This window comes from Fimbriimonas sp. LA-C6, assembly GCF_055398105.1.
The window spans coordinates 429,289-449,073 of record NZ_AP038796.1 but is presented as its reverse complement, the minus strand read 5'-3'; the positions used below and the strand labels follow the sequence as shown (position 1 = coordinate 449,073).

The window sequence follows — 19,785 nt, the reverse complement described above, 5'->3', positions numbered from 1 at the left end:
TGTGCCATTCAAGCGGATCAACTCGGTATAACCCCTGTGTGGCTCACACTGTTGTACGTCCATATCAACCCGGCGACGAAGAAGGATTCGCTTCGGTCAGGAGCCTTACATACAACGACGGACTCCCCATCCCCCCAGAAAGGGCTGAATCCAGGTTCTCGGATCGCTTCGTAGCAACCATAGACAACGAAGTAGCAGGCATCTTCTCCGTCCTCCCAATGACAGCCAGTCGTGGCGATGCGCTCCTCAAGTCAGGAGGCGTAGCAAGCGTCGCCGTCTCCCCAGAGCGCCGACGTTCCGGTATCGGCCAAGCAATGATGGATTGGCTCCCAGGACATCTCAAATCCACGGGTGTCCACTTGGCGTCGCTATACGCATACCGAGAGACCTTCTACGCAAAGTCAGGCTACGCAGTCGTGGGCAAACGAGTCGTGGTTCGAGTCCCGGTCCACCGTCTTCCCAAAGTGGAATCCGATCTTCAAGTAAGGCGACTCACCCCAGCGGATTGGCACCTCATCCACCCATGCCATGCCGCCTTCGCTCACGCCCGAAGCGGAGTCCACGTTCGCAACGAACTGATGTGGGAAAGAATCCTCAATGAGAACAAACCCCTCACGATCTACGCCTCAGGCGACCCTGTAGAGGGCTACGTTGCCGTCAGCCATTCCACATCGTTCTGGACAGAACAGTTCCTCAGCGAAGTGGTCTGGAGTACACCAAGAGGCTATCAAGCCTGCCTGGAAACCATCCGTCAGCTTGGCATCAATAAAGGAACCATGGCCTGGTTCGAGCCCTCCGATAGCCCCTACTGCGCATTCTATGTCGACCAAGGTGTGCAGTTCGGCATCGAGCGCCCAGTCATGTTCCGAGTCTGCGATGTCCCAGGAGCTCTAAGACTCTTGAAACCAGCAGGATCAGGCGAGTTCACCATCAAAGTCTTGGATGCACAGGTCCCCAGCAACGAAGGACCCTGGCTCGTCAAGTTCTCACCAGGCGAAGTACAGGTCACTCCTAGCCCCTCTGCAGATATCACCCTCGACATCCGCCCATTCACCCAGGCATTCATGGGCGAACCAAGTCTCACAGAACTAATCCGCCACGGCGCGGTCACATCCGACAATCCAGAAGCCTTAGCAGCCGCGCAGCAACTCTTGCCAGCGCTCCCCGTGTATTGCAGCGACTTCTTCTAACCTAAGCCTTGGCCTTGGTTGCGTAAATAGCAATCAAGGCCCAAGCGCTCAGAAAACACAATCCACCAATCGGAGTAATCGCGCCCAATTTCTTTTCGCCAGTGACAGCAAGTAGGTAAAGACTGCCGCTAAAGATGCAAATACCGGCTGTAAAGAGCCACCCACTTATCCGAAGCTGCTTGGGGGAGTTTTCAGTGAGAATCGCACCGAGCGCAAACAGCGCGAGTGCATGGAGAAGCTGATACTGGCTCCCCGTCTGCCAGATGGTTAGCATATCCGATGAGAGCTTATCCTTAAGCGAGTGGGTACCAAACGCGCCACAAGCAACGCCCACAAACGCGAACGCTGCACCAATCGAAACGAACCTTCTATCCACACATAGAGGATGACATGTCCCCGCCATAAGACGGGGACATGAAACGCACTAGTTGGACTTGACGACGATACTCTGCTTGTCTTTCGTGTATCGCATTTCGTAGCGACCCGAGTTCTTTGAAATGCCAAGCATGTTCTTCTGAGCCGAGCTGAGATCGCTCACCTTGAGGTAGCCCTGCTTCTTGTGGAGCGCCTTCTGCTTCGTCGTCAGGCTCTTTACGAACTGATCAACATTAGTCGTCTGGAAGTTAAAGGAATTGGTGGAACCAAACCCCTTACTAAACGACTTGGTGAAAACCTCAGGATTGAAGTTCTTCGTGAACTCCTTGGCAAACTTCTCGGAATCAAAGTCGCTTTTCAGCTTATCTGCCTTGAAGTTGAGCACCAGGTCCTTCGACATCTTCTCCATGTTCTTCTGCATCTTCAGCATGTCCGACTTGAACTTCGGATCGTTGAACTGCTGGGTAAACGCCTGGTTGTCGAACGGCACGTCGGGCATTACAGGAAAATCAGGCTGAGCAGGAAAATTGATGCTATCTCGGCTCTTCTTGAAAGCCCTGGCATTAACCCCACTGGGGCCGCCGAATACGATCGCTGGCTTTTCGCTCGTGAAAACCTTGATGCCGTGGTGATCGTTCCACTCTCCGCCAAGCACTTCAGCAAGAGCATCCATCACTTCGTCAATAGGCTGATCCTTAATGTTCAAAGAGACGGTCTTTTCCTTGAGGTCAGCATCCTTTACGATGAAGCTAACACCCTCAGACTGAAGCCAATCGAGAACCTCTCCAACTTTTGCAGACCGGAAGTGAACACTCACCGTCTTATCAGATTTCACCTGCGAGTCAGTAGTCGCAGTAGCTTCTTGCTGATCAAACGAAGTCGAGGTTGCGCTCACCTGGTCCTGGTTGTGAGGCACAGCAAGCTGATAGTCGAAGGATGGGTCCTGTTGAACATGCCCTACAGTCGTGAGGCCCAAAGCCGCCGCCGCCAGTTTCAAAGTAGTCGTAAATGCCATAGTGCTTGATTCTCCGCTTGGTCGTAAAACACCCCTTTGCCTGTGCATAGCAAAAGCGATAGAAGCGGTACGTTCAATCCTATGCCAGAAGTGCCCGGTGCACGTAAAAAACATGCACCGGGCACCAATTTAGCGCTTCTTAGAGAGCCAAAGGTCCCGGAGATGCACCGCCTCAGCGCTGGCATTACTCACAGGCTCAATCCGCAGGGAAGTCGTTTCCGTCGCAACAGGAGAAACCGTAAGCGTCTTGATATCATTGCTTCCGGGCAACTTAACCCGCAAACTCAGTTTGCTTTCAGCCGTCAGCTTCTCGGTCACGTTCCTCAATGCCTGGCGCATTTCACGCTCACTGTCCTTCTCAAAAACGTGATCGTTCAGCGACAAAAGGATCGTTCCTTTCGGAAGCACTTCCGCTCCCACAGGTTTGTACTCAGACGTCAGCACGACACCTTTAGCATCAAGATCCGGTGTTCCCCTAAAGCCAAGCTCCATCACCTTCGTCGGCTTACTCGTAACCTCAAGCCCGACCTTTGCAAGCTGAGCTTCGTAAGGCAACTCACCCGGCTTCATCACATAGGTGTCATAAAACTCACCCAAGGAAGCCCCGCCAAAACGAACCAGCTGATTCCGAATCTCTCCCTCTTCAAACCCAGGCTGATCGTCTTTGCACATCTTAAAGAGCGCCTTCTCCACGTCATCCAGCGAATGCTTACCGTTCGTTTTCGAGAGCAGCTCAATGTCCAAACAAAGCCCTAGAATGTGCCCTGTGTCGTAGTAGCTGATCTTATAGCCTTGGCTGTTCCCGCGCCCGCCAGCCGCATCTCGCACACGATAGCTAGCCTCATAAGCCGAGACCTCCTTGTGCGCTGCATTCCGAGTCTGCGAACGGATATTGCCCACGACTTCCTTGAAGTACTGCGTGTTATCCGTCCATCCATATCGCCGCAAAAGGTTGTGCGCAAAGTAGTCATCCACACCCTCTAGCCACCACAACGCACCCGTCTGAGGCAACTGAGTGTAATCGAACGGCCCCAATACCTTGGATCGAATCCGCTTCACGTTCCACAAATGGAAGAACTCATGTGCGAGAACACCCACCGAACCGACTCCAACACCAGACGCCAGCTGAATCTGTGTGCTGCTCAAGTGTTCCAATCCACCCGCACCATCAGGAGCATCAAAAGTCGTGAAGTGCCAGGTGTAAGTGTCGTAGGGCACCCCACCAAAGAAGTCCCCCGCCATCTCCGAAACGAACTTGCAAGCCTTCACGAGATGAGGCCGATCAACCTTAGACTTAGCAGCTCCTCGGAGCGCGATCACGTGCTTCTTCCCAAAAGCGACGTACTCATCACGAACAAACTTGCCCAAAGAAATGGGGTTGTCCGCAAAGATATCGTAGTTCTTCGCCCGAAACTCCTTCCCGTGACCAACGATCCCAATCGCAGAATCCCAGCCTGCGGGAATGTCCAGTGTGACCTTACAAGGCTCCTGAAGCCGCCCCACCACATACATGTAAATCTGTGGCCCAGAAAGAGACATCACTCCATCCACCGTAGCAGACGGCACTTGATACTTCACGGTGATCTCGCCACCGTTGATGCCCGGCACGCGCCACGCATTCTCGCCCGAGTGGACAAACTCAACGGGCTTGCCAGAAGCATCAAACGCGGAAAAGTCAGTTACCCTCCGACCGTACTGCTCAAAAACGTAGTGACCAGGAGCCCAGTTCGGCATCTCAAGTTGAGTGCCAATCCCCTTGACAGGGATCTTCATGGTGATCGTCACACGATCACTGCCTTCAGTGGCGGAAATCTTGTAGGCGACTTCAGCTTGGGCAAGGGAAGCGGTACCGATTGTGCCTAAACTGGAAACAATTGCAATAAGACTGCGATATCTCAATTTCATGACTACCAACGCTAATGCGTATGGTAGTCATAAATCAAGACTGTTGCAACGAATCGACCGATTTTAGGCACCCGTTGCAGAAAAATCGTGGACTTCGTCTTCCGTTCGAGTCGACACGTGCTGTGACAACGTGTGGAACACACCTTGCTCCTTTCGGCGTTCAACCCGCTCAAGAAGTGCTGCCTTAGCCGTCTGAAGATGCTGAATCGCGCGCTCGTTCTCAACGCACGCAAGAGCCTGCATCTGATATCGCTCCAATCGCTCAATGGCGATATCAAGCAGATCTTCGATCCGGCATCCATTGATCCCCACATTGCCTGGGATGCCTTTGTGGAACACAATTCGAATGTAGTCCCGCTCTAAAAGCTCGCCGCCTGTCGGTTGGACCACTGCTTTTTCACTCATATCGTTCCTCCTATCATCACTGTATCGTTTTGAATGGCGAAATTGGCTATGGTTTTAAAGAATTCAGAAAACTTAATCGCCCCTGCACATGTGCATGGGGCGATCAGTGTTTTTGTAAGTACAGGTTATCACGGCTGAATCTTGTGAGCCGTGCCACCCTTATGCGGATGCATCGCTTTTAGCTTGGCAATCTGCTCCTTCGTGAGAAGAGCCTTGATAGCGTTTTTAGAATCCTTGTGAAGCTGCTGAAGCTTCGCCTTCTTCACGTCCGGAGCAAGAGCCGTGTTCTTGTGAATCGATTGTGCCTGCTTTCGCTCGTCTCGAAGAATCGTGGTGATCTCCTTCTCCTGCCTCTCGGTCAGGTTGAGAGCTTTGGCCATCTTGTCTACCCTCTGCTCGATGCTGACATGCTTCTTGCCGGCAGGATGGGTAGGTGTGGAAACCTGAGCCATTGCGGAGGTTGTGATCAGTGCAGCGGCGACAGTAGCGAATAGTACGTTGAGTTTTTTCATTGTTCTCCCTTTCACCAATTCGGTTCAGTGAGGGAGGAGACGCAGGGCCACCATCAGTGTTCAGTAGACCTAGTAAGTCCTAGGACACCGAAGACCCTGCGCCAAAACTATTCCACCGGCCAAGTAGGCAACGTGTGCTTCAACGGCTTGTCAGACCGATAGCCCAACTCATATTCAGCCTGCATGATGGTGTGGATCTCATGAGTGCCTTCATAGATCATGGCGCCACGAGAGTTTCGGAAGTACCGCTCAACAGGGAACTCATCAATGAAACCATAAGCCCCGTGAATCTCCACCGCATCGTTAGCAGCTTTGAAAGCAGCTTCACAATTCTTCCACTTACAAAGAGAGCACTCGCGCGTGTGCCGTAAGCCAGCATTCTTCATCCAGCCAACCTGGTAGTAAAGCAACCGACCAATATCGCGCGACGAAGACATCCCAGCAATCATCTGCTGAACCAACTGCTTGCGACCGATCTCCTCAGTCCCAACCTTGCGCTCGTGGCAATACTTCACGCACGCGTCCAAACAAGCCGTGATAATGCCAACCGCTCCGGCACCGACGGTATAGCGTCCGTGGTCCAAAGCCGACATAGCGACCTTGAACCCGTCCCCATCTTCGCCAATGCGGTTCTCAGCAGGCACACGCACATCTTCAAAAAAGATCTGGCCGGTGTTACCAGCTCGCACACCCAGTTTGCCGTGCAGCGCTTTGCTATGGAACCCAGGCATGGTGCGATCCACCACAAACGCAGCATATGGGGCAGTCCCCTCAGGAGCATTCTCAAGCTTCGAAATCACGAGGAACTGGTCAGCATAATCGGCCAAGCTGATCCAAGTCTTCTCGCCATTCAAAATGTAGCTGTCGCCATCTTTCTTGGCACGGGTCCGAATGTTGGCAGCATCACTGCCGGCGTTAGGCTCAGTCAGACCAAACGCACCAAACCGCTCGCCCTTCGCAAGTGCAGGTAACCATCGCTGCTTCTGCTCCTCAGTGCCCCATTGCAACAAAGTAAGCGAGTGCAGACCGCTGTGAACGCTCATCACCACGCGAGCGCTGGTGTCAGCTCGCTCTAGCTCTTCACAAACGATGCCTAAGGAAATATAGTCCGTGCCCGATCCGCTGTACTTCTCAGGAATGCTCACACCGGTAATCCCGGCTTCGGCCATTCGTTCCAACATCTTGCGGTCTGCAATCGCCTCGCGATCGCGTGTCATGACATCTGGAACGATCTCCTGCTGGCCAAACTTATAGGCCATCTCGCGGATCAGTTCGTGCTCGGCTGTGAGGGCGAAATCCATGCCTAATAGGTTACCGTCCCAAGCTCTCTCGCCACTGACCCCATTTGATGTGCGTTTCTTGCAAAAACTTTGCGCAACGCTCCTGATCGAACCGACACCTGTTAAGCTAGCGAGGAACAAACCTTGGAATTGGGTATATCACCCTCGCTGATCGATGAAAACTAGTCTAGCCCTCCTCTCGCTTATCCTCGCCGCTTCTGCAACCGCTCAGGTCGAAAAAAAGAAGCCAGTGCCACCAGCGCAAGTGGTTGAAGAAGCCAAAGCACTTCAGATCACCGAGCCTTGGTCATCTATCACCCAAAGCCTCAACCCGCGGTCTCTTGGCCCCGTCAACATGGGCGGACGAATTACCGACATCGCCGTATTCGAAAAAGACCCTCGAATCTTCTATGTCGCCTCCGCATCCGGCGGCCTGTTTAAAACGGAGAACAAGGGCACCACTTTCAAACCCGTCTTCGAAAAAGAAACCTCAGTTTCTCTCGGAGCAGTCGCCGTCGCACCTTCCAATCCAGACGTCGTATGGGTAGGCACTGGCGAAGCAACATCCCGCAACTCCGTAGCATGGGGAGACGGTGTCTACAAATCAACCGATGGCGGCAAAACCTGGAAGAACATGGGGCTTCCAGAGACAAGGCATATCGGCAAGATCGTCATCGATCCGAACAACCCCGACATCGTCTATGTCGCAGCCCTCGGACGACTTTGGGGCTCCAACCCAGAACGCGGAGTGTACAAAACAACCAACGGCGGAGCCACCTGGACCCAAGTTCTGAAAGTCGACGACAACACGGGTGCCATTGAACTCAAGATGGACCCCAAGAACCCTCGAAACCTGCTGTGCGGCATGTGGCAGCGGCTCCGAAAACCCTACGACTTCATCAGCGGTGGCCCGGGCGGCGGTCTCTACCGTTCAACCGACAGCGGTAAGAACTGGCACAAAGTCACTAAAGGCATCCCAACTTCACCCTTAGGACGCATCGGCATCTCCTACTTCCAAAAAGACCCCAAGATCGTCGTCGCCACCATCGAGTACAAACCAGAAGGGAAGAAGCCAGAAGCAGGCGCAACGGCTAGGGAAGGGGGCGGAACGTTCAAAAGCACCGACGGCGGAGAGAGCTGGACCAAGATCAACCCTCTCAACCCTCGCCCGTTTTATTTCAGCCTCCCAGTGATCGATCCCAACGACTCAAATCGAATCTATGTGTGCGGCGACTCCCTCAACGTCAGCAAAGACGGGGGCAAAACCTTCACAGGCACCTTTGGAAGCCTTCACCCAGACATCCACGCCTTCTGGATCGATCCCAATAACAGCAACGAAATCCTCGTCGGCTGCGATGGCGGAGTCAGCTTCAGCCACGACAAAGCCGTCACCTGGGACCACCTCAACGGAATGCCCATTGCCCAGTTCTACGCAGTGGCAGTCGACATGCGAAAGCCGTACTGGATCTATGGTGGACTTCAAGACAACCAGTCCTGGGGCATCCCCACCCAAACAACGCACGGCGGCATCTCGTTCTTCGATAGCCTAGCCCTTCCCGGCGGCGACGGTTTCCACTGCCAGGTAGACCCCAACGATTGGACAACGGTCTACAGCGAAAGCCAAGGCGGCTCCATGACGCGCGCCGACATCAGAACAGGTGCCACCCGCTACATCCAACCTCGAAGCACAGGCCTCAAGCTCCGATTCAACTGGAGCACCCCGTTCAAGCTCTCGCCACACAACTCTCGAACCATCTACGCAGGTGCGAACTACCTGATGAAGAGCATCGACCGTGGCGACACTTGGAAGGCGATCTCCCCAGATCTCACCACCAACGATTCAACGAAGCTCCAGCCAGGCAAACTAAGCGTCACCCCCGAGAACACCGGCGCAGAGATGCACTGCACCATCATCACCCTCGGCGAGTCTCCTCTCAAACAAGGACTCCTCTGGGTAGGCACCGACGACGGCTTCGTCCACGTCTCCCAAAACGACGGCACCACCTGGACCAACGTGACAGCAAACATCCCAGACCTTCCGAGAAACACCTGGTGCTCCCGAGTCTGGCCAAGCAAGTGGAACGTCAATCGAGCCTACGCCACCTTCGATGGCCACCGCTCCAACGACTTCAAGCCGTACGTGTACCGAACAGATGATCTCGGCAAAACCTGGGTCAAGTTGAACTCGGGACTCCCCGATTTCGATAGCGTCTACTGCATCTGCGAAGGCCTCACCAACCCAGATCTTCTCTTCCTCGGCTCGGAGATGTCACTGCGAGTCTCGCTCGATGCAGGCAAGACCTGGGGCAGAATCCGAAACACCTTCCCAACCGTCGCCGTCCACGACCTCCTGGTTCACCCAAGAGACATGGACCTCGTCATTGGAACCCACGGAAGAAGCATCTGGACACTAGACATCAGTGGCCTCGAAGCTCTTGAGAGCAACAAACTCGCCATGGATGTCACGCTCGCCAAGCCGCAAAACGTGCTTCTGATGGGTCGAACCTCATCCGCCGAATGGGAAGGAGACCGGCTCTACACTGCCCGAAACACGCAGCCAGGAACCCGAATCTCCTATCACCTGAAAGCCGTCGCAAAGAACGTGAAACTCGTCATCGAAACCCCCGATGGAACAGCCAACGACGAGTTGCGCTCAACTAATGTCGCTGGCCTCAACACCGTCACCTGGAACGGAAGAATCGATGGCCGAATCGCAACACCCGGTGACTATCGAATAGTCCTCACCGTAGATGGCAAGGACTACATCACGTCCGTCCGAGTCGAAGAACCGACCACCGGAAAAGAATAGAGCGAGCAACTAGCTCGGCAGTGCCTAGGCGACTCGTCTTCTACGATGAGTCGCCTTGGTAGTAGGCATCTCAAAGCTCGCAAGGCGATTGAAGAGGAACGCAATCAACATCCAGATCGCCGTAATCCCGCTCCCAATGCCGATACCCGCAAACAGCGTATCAGACTCAAATTGCTGCTTCTGACGAACGGCAGCCAGAGCATTCGCATACCACTGTTCCCGATAGGACTCGCTCCAATCGTGCACTCTCACCTTGAAGTATTGGTCCCACGCCGTGTAAGCCTCCATGAAGTCCTGGGTGTGTCCAAGCCTTCGTCCAGAGTTCAAAATCATGTTCGATGCACTAGAAACAGGTAGACCAAGAGCAAAGCGCATCGGTGATTGATAGGCATACCAATACTCTGGAATCGCATATCCCTTAGCGTCTTGAATGATCTCAGGACTTACCGCACCTTCCTGATCGGCAAAAATCCGCTCAGCTTTCTCGGCCACTTTTGTGAGATTTAGTTCCTCAGCCTGATGTTTCAACAATGCATTTTCCAGCTTCTTCGCATCACCCTTCCGAATAAACCCGGTGTCATAACCCATGAACTTATCGGCAGCGATGTAGGACAGTCCAGACATCCCAAGAATCATGGTAATGCCAAACATCAGGCCCGGAAACGCACCACGTCGAGCGCACAAAAGAGCGGCCACAATCAGTCCGATCACACTCAAAACGGCAGCAATGAGAATGGAGTTATAAGTCCCCACCACCAAAGCAGCGCCCAAAATCCCCATCGAACCGAGAAGCACCAACAGGGGCGCCGTCCAGTTCGCACGCTTCCGTCTCTGACGCACCGGTTCAGTTCCCGTCAGGTTCTCAAGTCGTCCAAACCGTTGAACAGCCGCCTGCTCAGCCTTCAACTCATCCATCCCCGCGTTGAGCAGCTCTTCCTTGATCGACCAAATATGGTCCTCAGCCTGCATCAACAGGGTATGCGTGTCCTCAGCGCCCATCACGCGGTCCAGCTTCCGCTCAAGCTCCACCAAATACCACTCAAGATGCCTTGCCATCGCGGAACCTCCTCCTCTGGTTAGGGTCTAGAACGGCATCCACAGCCTCGGCAAATCGGACCCAAGCAGAGCGCTTCGAGTCCAGAGCAACATGCCCCTCAGGTGTGAGCTGATAAACCTTGCGAGGAGGGCGTGCCTCCTGCTGCTCCCAACTCGCACAAACCAGCCCCTCATCTTCCAACTGCTTCAGAGTCGGATAAAGCCGGTTCTCCCCAAGCTCCAAAGCGCTGGAACTCAAGCTCTTAACCCGCCGAGCAATCTCGTATCCATGAGCTGGGCTTTCGTGCAACACAGCCAATACGAGAGCCTCAAGGTCGCTTTTAAATGCCACGATATACCTCCATGTTGGATGCATAATACATCAAATTTGGATGTGCATCCAAATTTGAGAAAAAGTGGCTTAAGTTAAATAGCTCTAAGTTACAGAAGCTCAAAATCCCTGAGACATATACTTGCCTTATGTTCCTAGCACCTTTGAGCCTGTTGATGGTTTCGAGCATCACTGCGATCAAACCTCAAGTTCCTCAGTATTCCGTCCTCAAGAAGATCAAAATCGGCAGCGAGGGCGGTTGGGACTATCTCACCGTGGACTCAAACTCCCACCGCCTCTTCATCTCGCGGGGCACCCACGTAATGGTCATGGATACGGTAACAGGAAGGCTCGTTGGCGACATCCCCAACACACCTGGAGTTCACGGCATCGCCCTCGCCACAAAGTTAGGGAAGGGATACACCAGCAACGGAAGAGACAACAGCGTCACTGTCTTCGACCTTAAGTCTCTCAAACCGCTTGCTCGGATCTCAGTAGGCAGCAACCCCGATGCGATCCTTTACGATGCTTTCACCAAGAAGGTCCTCACGTTTAATGGTCGCAGCTCAGACGTCTCGGTGATCGATGCAGTAGCTGGAAAAGTGGTCGGTACGATCAAAGTGGCAGGCAAGCCCGAGTTCCCAGCAAGCGATGGAAAAGGCATGGTCTACGTGAACATCGAAGATCAAAACCTTGTGGAGAAACTGAACATCAACAAGCTCGCATCAGTAGCCAAGATGCCAATCACCCCCGGCGAGGAACCCTCAGGGTTAGCATTCGATCTGAAAGCCGGTCTCATCTATTCCACCTGCCACAACAACATGATGACGGTCTTAAACATCAAAACTGGCAAGGTGGTCGGAACGCCAAAAATAGGAGACGGCCCAGACGCCGCAGCCTTCGATCCAAAGCAGAACCTAGCGTTCAGTTCCAACGGACAAGACGGCACCATCACCGTGATCCAAGGAACAAGGGTCGTCCAGACCCTCAAGACCCAAAAGTCAGCGCGAACCATGACACTCGACCCCAAGACCCACCTGATCTATCTCATCTGCGCCGATACCCAGCCCTCAGACAACACCAGCGGACGCCCAAAGATGGTCCCAGGCTCCGCCGCCATCCTAGTCGTCGGCCCCAAGTAACGAACATATTGAAGGAATGGGTAACTAAGCTACCCATTCCAAACAGCAGCACAAGTGCCCAAACACAACTTACTGAGTCGTTAGGTTAATTGTCATCTGCTGAGACATGGCTTGTCCGCCCGTGTTCATCTTATAGCCAGCCTTCATGTTCATCTTCGCGGTGACACCGTTCGACTTGTACACAGAGGTAACCCCGGTCCCGTTGACGACCATCTTCATCTTCATCTCACCCATGCTCATGTTCATATTTCCACCCATCACACAAGCAAGGTCAACAAGAGACGGGCCAATCTTGACCACCTTGAAGCTCATGGTGATCACGCCAGTCGATTTAATGTTCGCCGATTGAGGCATCCCGCCAAGGGCCTTGCCAGGATCCATACTCGTCTTCCAGGTCGAACCAACATGAATCGGTCCTTTCGGGAAATCGAGCCCCGTCAAACTAGCAGACATGGCCCCAACCACCATCTTCGCCATAGGATCTTCAGTGAGCGACTTCACCGCCTTAATGTTCCCAAAGTTGTCCATGGTCGTCTGCCACTTCATTCCCTTGAGCTTCTTAGTGGAGTCCCCAATGGCCGGATTCGAAGGAACTGAGCTGATCGTGTAGTTGTCCACAACAGAGGTGAGGGTTACAACCCCGTTCTCGTTCGAAACCACGCGAATAGTGGTACGCATGTCCGTCTCAGACTTAATCGACTGAGCGCCAAATGCCTGCGAAGTCGTTGTGACCATCCGCTGTCGATACTTCACACCAGGCGCAGGATTGTAGCGAAGGGTAATCGACTGAGGAACACCAATAAGGGCAACCGTGATCGGGATGAGAGCAACCATGATCGAATTATGGATGCTATTTCACAACAAGCACAGGCCAAAGGTCCGTGGATTCCACCGCACGTTCACCAGTGGAACCCACAACAACGAGGACCTACTGAATGGTCGTAACGATCTTCATGTCCCGAATGAGCTTCTCACTGCTGTTGGACGCTGTCATCTCGTTTCTGGAAGATAACGTAGTCTTGATGAATAGACCTGTAGCTCGCGAGATCGTCCAAACTCCCTTTCCATTGCCTTTTCCGGTCACCTTAATGCCGCCAGCCTCCATGTTGGTCACCATATCCATCAGAACTTCAATATCAATCGTCGCATCGGTGATCTTGATCACCCGGAAATTCAACTTTGTGGTGATCTTAGGTGTTACACCCGTGCCCAACGCGGCGTCCATAACTTTCCCCGGATCCACAGTAGCTGTCCAAGTGCTTCCTACTTCTACCGGTGTCTTTGGGTAAGAAAAGCCTTCAAGTGCACCCGTAATCTGTTTGACCGAGCCCTTGACCACAGGATCATCAGAAAGCGATTTTGCGCTGCGTACAACCCCAAGAGAGTCCATTGTGACCTGCGACTTTGTCCCAATCATCTTCTTGGCAGCTTCGTCAACGCCGGGCATCTCTGGATCCCAAGTCATCTTCATCGAGTCGATGACCGACTCAAGCGTGAACTGATCATCCTTCTTTGACAGAACAACTGTCGACATGTCCATGGTTTGCTCCATCTTCATGTCAAACGTAGGCGCCGACTGCTTCATCGTCATTTGAGTGTGCTGTTTGAAACGCGAACCCACCGGCGGATTGTAACGAAGCAAAACGCCAGTCTGAGTCTGAGCCAAGACAAGGCTTAACGGAATAAGTGCGAGCATCTCACCATTATGGATGCTGGCCGCTAGAACTAGTGGGTAGTCGACTCAACGTGGACGATCTGTTTCACATCGGAATGCTGAGCAATCGTTGTGCGAGTGTTGGAGTCAAGCTTAGTATAAAGAGGTACGCCATCAGATAACCGAACTGTCATCACTCCACGTGACCAAAGCTTCGTAACCACTTTGGTTCCTTTGATGTCTGCAGAAAACTCACCGTCCAACTGTAAGGAAATCTGAATCTTGGTGTTTGTTAAAGAAACCACCTTGGATTGGATGGCGACCTTGCCACCAGGAACAGCACTTGCAGTTGGGAGCGCCTTCTTTACAAGAACGTCAGGGTCCAGTTTTCTACCCCACACGGATCCCAAATGCACCGGGTCGTTGGGAAAAGCAAAGCGAGAAGTCAGGGTTGGGATTTGATGGAGCAAAGTCTGTGTCAAGTAACCCTCATCAATCGCTTTGGTCTTTACTGGTTCGTACAAAGAGTTATAGGTCATCTCTATCTTGCGACCAACGACCTCCGACTCAGAACTTGCAGCACCATTACTGAACGACTTCACTTCGTTTCGGGTTGTGATGAACCCAGCCTTATTCCCAGTCACGATCGTGGAGATCTTGAACTCTTCAGCCACGCGATTCTCATCCCGCGTTCCTACTTCAAAGCTCGTACGTTTCGTGTGAGTCGTCAAATGCGTACCAACGCTTGGCTTAAACCGAACCAAAACAGATCGAGATGAGGGCAGCAAAACGACTGCAAGCGTTAGCAGGGGAATCATCGCCTCAGTATGAACGCCTCATCGACAATTCAAAGAAGGGAAGAGAAGAAAACTTCGTAAGAAGTTTGGTGGGCGAGGAGGGACTCGAACCCACACCCCTTATCAGGACCAGAACCTAAACCTGGCGCGTATACCAATTTCGCCACTCGCCCAACCGAGGCATAAATCGTACCCGATTTATGGAGCGATCGTGCCCTTCATGACCAAACATCCAGCATCTGCATCCACACTTTGAAGCCGCGCATCAAAAGGAAGGTCACTGCTATTCAGCACCGGATTCAACTTATCCAACTGCGATTGAACCAAGTTCTTAGCCCCCGCCCCCATAATGTCCACCGATTCCAAGTCAATGAAAAGCTCCTTCTCATTAACAATCCGAATCTTGGCCACTGCATAAGCCTTCATCTCCACGATCATCACTTTGACCGCAGTCACATACACCTTCTGATCGCGAATCTCGATCTGGAAATTCTTCAAACCTGCAGGAGCCTGAAGCTCAAGAAAAGCAGCCAAAGCCTCGGCCGTTACAGTCGCCTCAATCTGACCCGGCTGGGTGATCTCAACCTTAAAAGGATCCTTCTCAAGGTGAAGCTGCGACCCGCGAATCAGCACCCGATCAACCATTAGCCCCATCGGTAACTTCACGTTTCGCAACTCCGCAGTTAGGCTGCCAACGTCTAAGGTCTCTGTTGAACTCATGTGAACATAACAATACCGGGGGAACGCAAGGTTACAATGACCTAAGCCCATGTTTATGCTCCTGTTCCCGGTCGTGATGCAGCAAGATCCCCTGCCAGAAGTGCAACGCGAGTTCAGAGCAGCCTGGGTCGCCACGGTCGATAACATCGACTGGCCCTCCAAGCGCACCCTCTCCACCGAGGTTCAAAAAGACGAGATGATCCGAATCCTAGATCGGGCCGTCACACTCAACCTAAACGCCATCATCTTCCAGGTCCGCCCAGCGGCAGACGCCATGTACGCCAGCAAGTTCGAACCCTGGTCGGAGTACCTCACCAACAAACAAGGCAAGCGCCCCAACCCGTCTTACGATCCACTAGAATTCGCAGTAACCGAAGCCCACAAGCGCGGCCTGGAACTCCACTGCTGGTTCAACCCCTACCGAGCAAAACACCCAACAGCCAAAGGCCAACTCGCACCCTCCCACATCGCCAAAAAGAACCCAGGAGTCGTAAAACAGTACGGCAAGCTCCTCTGGATGGACCCAGGCGAACCACTCGTCCAAAAACGAACCCTCAATGTGGTCGAAGACGTCGTCCGGCGCTACGACATCGACGGCGTTCACATCGACGACTACTTCTACCCCTACCCAGAAAAGGGAATCGAATTCCCCGATGCAAGCAGCTACGCGAAATACGGCAAAGGACTTTCCAAGTCGGACTGGCGACGGAAAAATGTCGACGATCTCGTCTCCAACCTCTACACGGGAATCCACAAAATCAAACCTTGGGTAAAGTTCGGCATCAGCCCCTTCGGCGTGTACCGTCCAGGAATCCCGCAAGGAATCCGTTCAGGAGTAGACCAATACGCCGAACTCTACGCCGACCCTCTCAAGTGGCTGCAACACGGTTGGTGTGACTACCTCACCCCGCAACTCTACTGGGCCATCAACCAAAAGCCACAAAGCTATCCCGTCCTCCTCAACTGGTGGATCTCCCAAAACGCCATGGGCAGGCACATCTGGCCAGGTCTCTTCACCAGCCGAATCATCCCAGGCGAAGCCAAGCCCATGTACACCACCCAAGAGGTGGTCAACCAAGTGCTGCTTACACGCCAAACACAAGGCGCAACCGGACACGTTCACTTCAGCATGAAGGCCCTCTCTCTCAATGCAGGCGGAGTAGCCGACGCGCTCCGTGGCGAGGCCTACTCCCAAGACGCCATCCCCCCAGAAACCACATGGCTCAGCGCCCCACCCGCAGACGCCCCAATCAAAGCCGAAGCTGGTGAAGGCTCCTACGCCTGGGAACACTCCGAAAAACACCCCGCCTTCTGGTACGTCGTCTGGCTCAAGTACGGTGAAACGTGGACCACACGCGTTCTCCCCGGCGGCTACTCCAACATCACGCCGCCCAAGTCCCTCGCAATAGGCGATCTCAAAGAGGTTCGAGTAGCTGCAGTCAACCGGCTTGGCAAGATGTCTTCTATCGTTCCCCTGAGATGAGCTAGACTGATCGCGTCATCACGGGGTGTCCGCGTCAATATGATCAGTCTTCTATTAATTTGTTCTGTCGGTGTCTCTGGCCTACACGTTGAGAATCTCCAGTGCGAATCCTGGACCAACCCAGTTGGGATAGACGTGTCACGCCCCAACCTCTCGTGGATCGTGACCTCTCCAGAAAAAGGACAGAAGCAGACGGCCTACCAAATCCAAGTAGCCACCACACTCCTGGGACTAAAAGGTGGCAAAGCAGACCTTTGGGATTCCGGCAAAGTCCAGTCGTCAGAAACCCTGCAACGCCCCTACAAAGGCAAGCCACTCCAAAGCACCCAACAAGCCTTCTGGCGAGTGCGATCTTGGGACTTCAAGGGCCACCCTTCAGATTGGAGCACCATCAACACCTGGACCACGCACCTCCTGAACAAGTCCGATTGGAAAGCAAAATGGATCGCCATCAACACGGGTTCACCGTCCTCCGGAAACCTCGGCTTTCATGCCCAGCCTACAAAGGATTTAGACGCTCAAAAGTGGGTGCAAGTAGATCTCGGAGCCGTCCGCAAAATCGAGAAAGTCTCTCTCTTCCCAGTACGCTTCCACGATAACCAGTCGGTCTTTGCATTCCCTAAATCACTTACCGTTCAGTATTCAAACGACCAAGACTTCCGCCAAGTAGTCGCCTCCCAAGACCTCGGCCCCAACATCGTCCCACCTTCGGACCAGCCGGTCGATATCAAGAAGAGCATACAAGCCAGATACGTGCGCGTCCTTTGCACCAAAATGAGCACCCGCCACGACGGTGTCGGTTGCTTTGCCATCTCAGAACTGCAAGTCATTTCAGGCGGAAAGAACGTAGCGCTAGGCGCACCCGTCACAGCTCTCGACTCAGTCGAAGACAACGGCTGGACCAAGCTCGGCCTCACAGACGGATCCATCTCCCGCTCAGACCCATCCTCCACCTTTTACGCGCGCAAAGAGATCACCATCCCCAAGCGAATACGACGCGCTCTCTGCTTCGTAACAGGCGTCGGCCAATACGAGATGCGCATCAACGGTGCCAAGGTCGGCAACGACTGGCTGACCCCAGGCTGGACCCAATACAAGAAAACCACAATCGCTGACTCCTACGACGTCACCAAGATGCTCCGGTCAGGCAAAAACGCCCTCGCACTCCATGTGGGCAACGGCTTCTACGACATGAGCGGCGACCTACGCGGCGCCCAAACCCCCGGAAGCCTCGGCGCCTCCAAAGCCATCTGCCAGCTTCAACTGGAATACGTCGACGGAACACGACAACTAATCTGCACAGATGGTTCCTGGAAAGTCCACACAAGCCCTTCAACCTACTCCGGCGTCTACGGAGGCGAAGACTGGGACGCCCGCAACGAACAAATAGGCTGGGACGGACCCAACTTCAAAGCCAACAACTGGAAAGCAGCCCTCGTCGTCGCACAGCCCTCAGAGTCCCTCGTCGGTCTCACCCACTCCGCACCACCCGTCCGAGTAATCGAAGTCCGCAAGAGTGTCAACTCAACCACCCCAAGACCCAATCTCCTAGTCTTGGACCTCGGCCAGAATGCTCCCTACATCCCAGAAATCAAGGTCATGGGGGCAGCGGGCTCACAAGTTCGGCTTTGGCCTGCAGAGTGGTTGAACCCAGACGGCACGGTCAACCAGAACTCCATGAGAGCAGGGAAGCACGTGCAATACACCCTGAAAGGTGGCACCGCCGAGACCTGGCACCCAACCTTCTGGTACACCGGCTGCCGCTACTGGCAAGTCGAGGCAACCGACCAATACGGTCGCGTCACCAACCCCCGCTCGCTCCTCGTAGATTTCAAAGGCCTCCTCGTTCACAGCTCAGCCAAGCCTGTCGGCGACTTCGAGTGCTCGAACAATCTCTTCAACAAAACCCACGAGATCATCCGTTGGGCCATGCGTAGCAATATGGTCAGTATCCTAACGGACTGCCCACACCGAGAAAAAAGCGGCTGGCTAGAGCAGGATCACCTGGTGGGTGCAGGCCTCATGTACACCTACGACATGAGCACGCTCTTCCGCAAGACAGTGCAAGATATCCGCGACACCCAACAACCCAACGGCATGGTCCCCACCATGGCACCGGAGTACTTCATCTACGCGGATGGCTTCCGAGACTCAATCGAGTGGGGCGGAACCTACCTACTACTCCCACGCTTCATGAGAGACTGGTACGCAGACGGAGCACTCATCCGAGAGCACTACCCAACCATGAAGCGGTACGTCGATTACCTCCACAGCCGCGCCAAACACGGAATCCTCTCCAACGGACTAGGCGACTGGGACGGAGACGGAACCGACCCAAGAACCCCCGTCGCCATCACTGACACCGCCTACCTCTACTATCTCACCAAGACCCTATCCGAGTTCGCCAAGACCAGCGGCCACGCAGCAGATTCCGCCAAGTACGCTGCTCTCGCCCTCCAAACCAAGCAGTCCTTCAACATCGCATTTCTGTCCTACAAAACAGGGAAGATCGGGACAATAGGTTCCCAGTCTTCACAGGCCACCGCCCTCGACCTGGGCCTCATCGATAACATAGACAAGCCCAAAGTCTTCGCCCAACTCCTCGCAGATCTAGACCACACCAACTACGCGATCAGCGCGGGCGAAGTCGGTCACCCGGCTATCCTCCATGCCCTGACCCAAAATGGCAGAGCCGACCTAGTCGCGAAGATCCACGGACAATCAGACAAACCCGGCTATGGGTACCAAATCAAAAACGGTATGACCACACTCGGCGAGTGCTGGGACGGCAAACGCAACTCTCTCAACCACTTCATGCTCGGCCACATCATGGAGTGGTTCTATGGCGAACTGGTAGGCATCAAACCAGACCCAACCGGAACAGCCTTCTCGAAGATCGAAATCAAACCGCACATCGTCCCCGGCGTCACTTGGGCCAAAGCAAGTTACGACTCCATTCGTGGCCGTATCGAATGCAGTTGGAAGCTAGAAGACGGCCACCTAAAACTAGACCTCGTCATCCCCGCCAACACCACTGCAACCGTGTGGCTTCCCACCTCAACCCAATACGTCCCGCACCATTTCTCCAGCGGACACTTCAAGATCGACACTCACCACTAAACAAAAAGAGCC

At 53.8% G+C, this 19,785-nt stretch carries 17 protein-coding genes and 1 tRNA gene; 5 read left to right on the top strand and 13 right to left on the bottom strand.

Annotated features, from left to right (window positions below; all coding sequences use genetic code 11):
• Nucleotides 1-38: 38 nt before the first annotated feature.
• Entirely contained in the window at nucleotides 39-1,190 is a 1,152-nt protein-coding gene (locus tag ACZ51B_RS02160) for a GNAT family N-acetyltransferase (RefSeq protein WP_464295589.1), read from the top strand.
• 1 nt (nucleotide 1,191) lies between these two features.
• Here ACZ51B_RS02160 and ACZ51B_RS02155 read toward each other — a convergent pair whose 3' ends face one another.
• The 6 genes from ACZ51B_RS02155 to ACZ51B_RS02130 form a co-directional block, all read right to left on the bottom strand.
• The gene (locus tag ACZ51B_RS02155) at nucleotides 1,192-1,566 is read right to left on the bottom strand and encodes a DUF423 domain-containing protein (protein ID WP_464295588.1); all 375 of its coding nucleotides are present in this window, start codon (nucleotides 1,564-1,566) and stop codon (nucleotides 1,192-1,194) included.
• Nucleotides 1,567-1,614: 48 nt separating this feature from the next.
• A complete protein-coding gene (locus ACZ51B_RS02150; RefSeq protein ID WP_464295587.1) occupies nucleotides 1,615-2,580 on the bottom strand; it encodes an STN domain-containing protein in 966 nt (321 codons plus the stop codon).
• 129 nt (nucleotides 2,581-2,709) lie between these two features.
• Nucleotides 2,710-4,485 (bottom strand): M61 family metallopeptidase, encoded by a 1,776-nt coding sequence (locus tag ACZ51B_RS02145; protein ID WP_464295586.1) that lies wholly within the window; start codon nucleotides 4,483-4,485, stop codon nucleotides 2,710-2,712.
• A 63-nt stretch (nucleotides 4,486-4,548) separates the two neighbouring features.
• Complete coding sequence (locus ACZ51B_RS02140; RefSeq protein WP_464295585.1) at nucleotides 4,549-4,890, bottom strand: Acb2/Tad1 domain-containing protein; 342 nt, start codon at nucleotides 4,888-4,890, stop codon at nucleotides 4,549-4,551.
• 128 nt (nucleotides 4,891-5,018) lie between these two features.
• Nucleotides 5,019-5,402, bottom strand: coding sequence for a hypothetical protein (locus ACZ51B_RS02135; RefSeq protein ID WP_464295584.1), 384 nt, complete (start codon nucleotides 5,400-5,402; stop codon nucleotides 5,019-5,021).
• 107 nt (nucleotides 5,403-5,509) lie between these two features.
• Complete coding sequence (locus tag ACZ51B_RS02130; protein ID WP_464295583.1) at nucleotides 5,510-6,703, bottom strand: acyl-CoA dehydrogenase family protein; 1,194 nt, start codon at nucleotides 6,701-6,703, stop codon at nucleotides 5,510-5,512.
• 154 nt (nucleotides 6,704-6,857) lie between these two features.
• On the opposite strand from ACZ51B_RS02130, the gene ACZ51B_RS02125 reads away from it, so the two are divergent.
• Nucleotides 6,858-9,491 carry a WD40/YVTN/BNR-like repeat-containing protein gene (locus ACZ51B_RS02125; RefSeq protein ID WP_464295582.1) on the top strand — a complete coding sequence of 878 codons (2,634 nt, stop codon included), beginning with the start codon at nucleotides 6,858-6,860 and terminating at the stop codon, nucleotides 9,489-9,491.
• 24 nt (nucleotides 9,492-9,515) lie between these two features.
• On the opposite strand, the gene ACZ51B_RS02120 is transcribed toward ACZ51B_RS02125, so the two are convergent.
• Both ACZ51B_RS02120 and ACZ51B_RS02115 read right to left on the bottom strand, forming a co-directional pair.
• Nucleotides 9,516-10,547, bottom strand: coding sequence for a hypothetical protein (locus ACZ51B_RS02120; protein WP_464295581.1), 1,032 nt, complete (start codon nucleotides 10,545-10,547; stop codon nucleotides 9,516-9,518).
• Nucleotides 10,531-10,878: a PadR family transcriptional regulator gene (locus tag ACZ51B_RS02115; protein ID WP_464295580.1), complete on the bottom strand. Its 348-nt coding sequence runs from the start codon at nucleotides 10,876-10,878 to the stop codon at nucleotides 10,531-10,533. Before ACZ51B_RS02115 ends, ACZ51B_RS02120 begins: the two co-directional genes overlap by 17 nt.
• A gap of 128 nt (nucleotides 10,879-11,006) precedes the next feature.
• Here ACZ51B_RS02115 and ACZ51B_RS02110 point away from each other — a divergent pair, with 128 nt between their 5' ends.
• A complete protein-coding gene (locus ACZ51B_RS02110) occupies nucleotides 11,007-11,999 on the top strand; it encodes a YncE family protein (RefSeq protein WP_464295579.1) in 993 nt (330 codons plus the stop codon).
• 69 nt (nucleotides 12,000-12,068) lie between these two features.
• Here the strand turns inward: ACZ51B_RS02110 and ACZ51B_RS02105 are convergent, their stop codons facing one another.
• The 5 genes from ACZ51B_RS02105 to ACZ51B_RS02085 form a co-directional block, all read right to left on the bottom strand.
• Nucleotides 12,069-12,833: a hypothetical protein gene (locus ACZ51B_RS02105; protein WP_464295578.1), complete on the bottom strand. Its 765-nt coding sequence runs from the start codon at nucleotides 12,831-12,833 to the stop codon at nucleotides 12,069-12,071.
• Nucleotides 12,834-12,927: 94 nt separating this feature from the next.
• Nucleotides 12,928-13,695, bottom strand: a complete 768-nt coding sequence (locus ACZ51B_RS02100; RefSeq protein WP_464295577.1) for a hypothetical protein — start codon at nucleotides 13,693-13,695, stop codon at nucleotides 12,928-12,930.
• Between the two features lie 29 nt (nucleotides 13,696-13,724).
• Nucleotides 13,725-14,471: a hypothetical protein gene (locus ACZ51B_RS02095; RefSeq protein WP_464295576.1), complete on the bottom strand. Its 747-nt coding sequence runs from the start codon at nucleotides 14,469-14,471 to the stop codon at nucleotides 13,725-13,727.
• A 66-nt stretch (nucleotides 14,472-14,537) separates the two neighbouring features.
• Nucleotides 14,538-14,623: transfer RNA gene (locus tag ACZ51B_RS02090), tRNA-Leu, on the bottom strand.
• A gap of 25 nt (nucleotides 14,624-14,648) precedes the next feature.
• On the bottom strand, nucleotides 14,649-15,170 hold the full coding sequence (locus ACZ51B_RS02085; RefSeq protein ID WP_464295575.1) for an LmeA family phospholipid-binding protein: 522 nt from the start codon (nucleotides 15,168-15,170) through the stop codon (nucleotides 14,649-14,651).
• Nucleotides 15,171-15,246: 76 nt separating this feature from the next.
• On the opposite strand from ACZ51B_RS02085, the gene ACZ51B_RS02080 reads away from it, so the two are divergent.
• Nucleotides 15,247-16,653, top strand: coding sequence for a glycoside hydrolase family 10-like protein (locus ACZ51B_RS02080; RefSeq protein WP_464295574.1), 1,407 nt, complete (start codon nucleotides 15,247-15,249; stop codon nucleotides 16,651-16,653).
• Between the two features lie 39 nt (nucleotides 16,654-16,692).
• Nucleotides 16,693-19,773 (top strand): family 78 glycoside hydrolase catalytic domain, encoded by a 3,081-nt coding sequence (locus ACZ51B_RS02075; protein WP_464295573.1) that lies wholly within the window; start codon nucleotides 16,693-16,695, stop codon nucleotides 19,771-19,773.
• Nucleotides 19,774-19,785 lie beyond the last annotated feature (12 nt).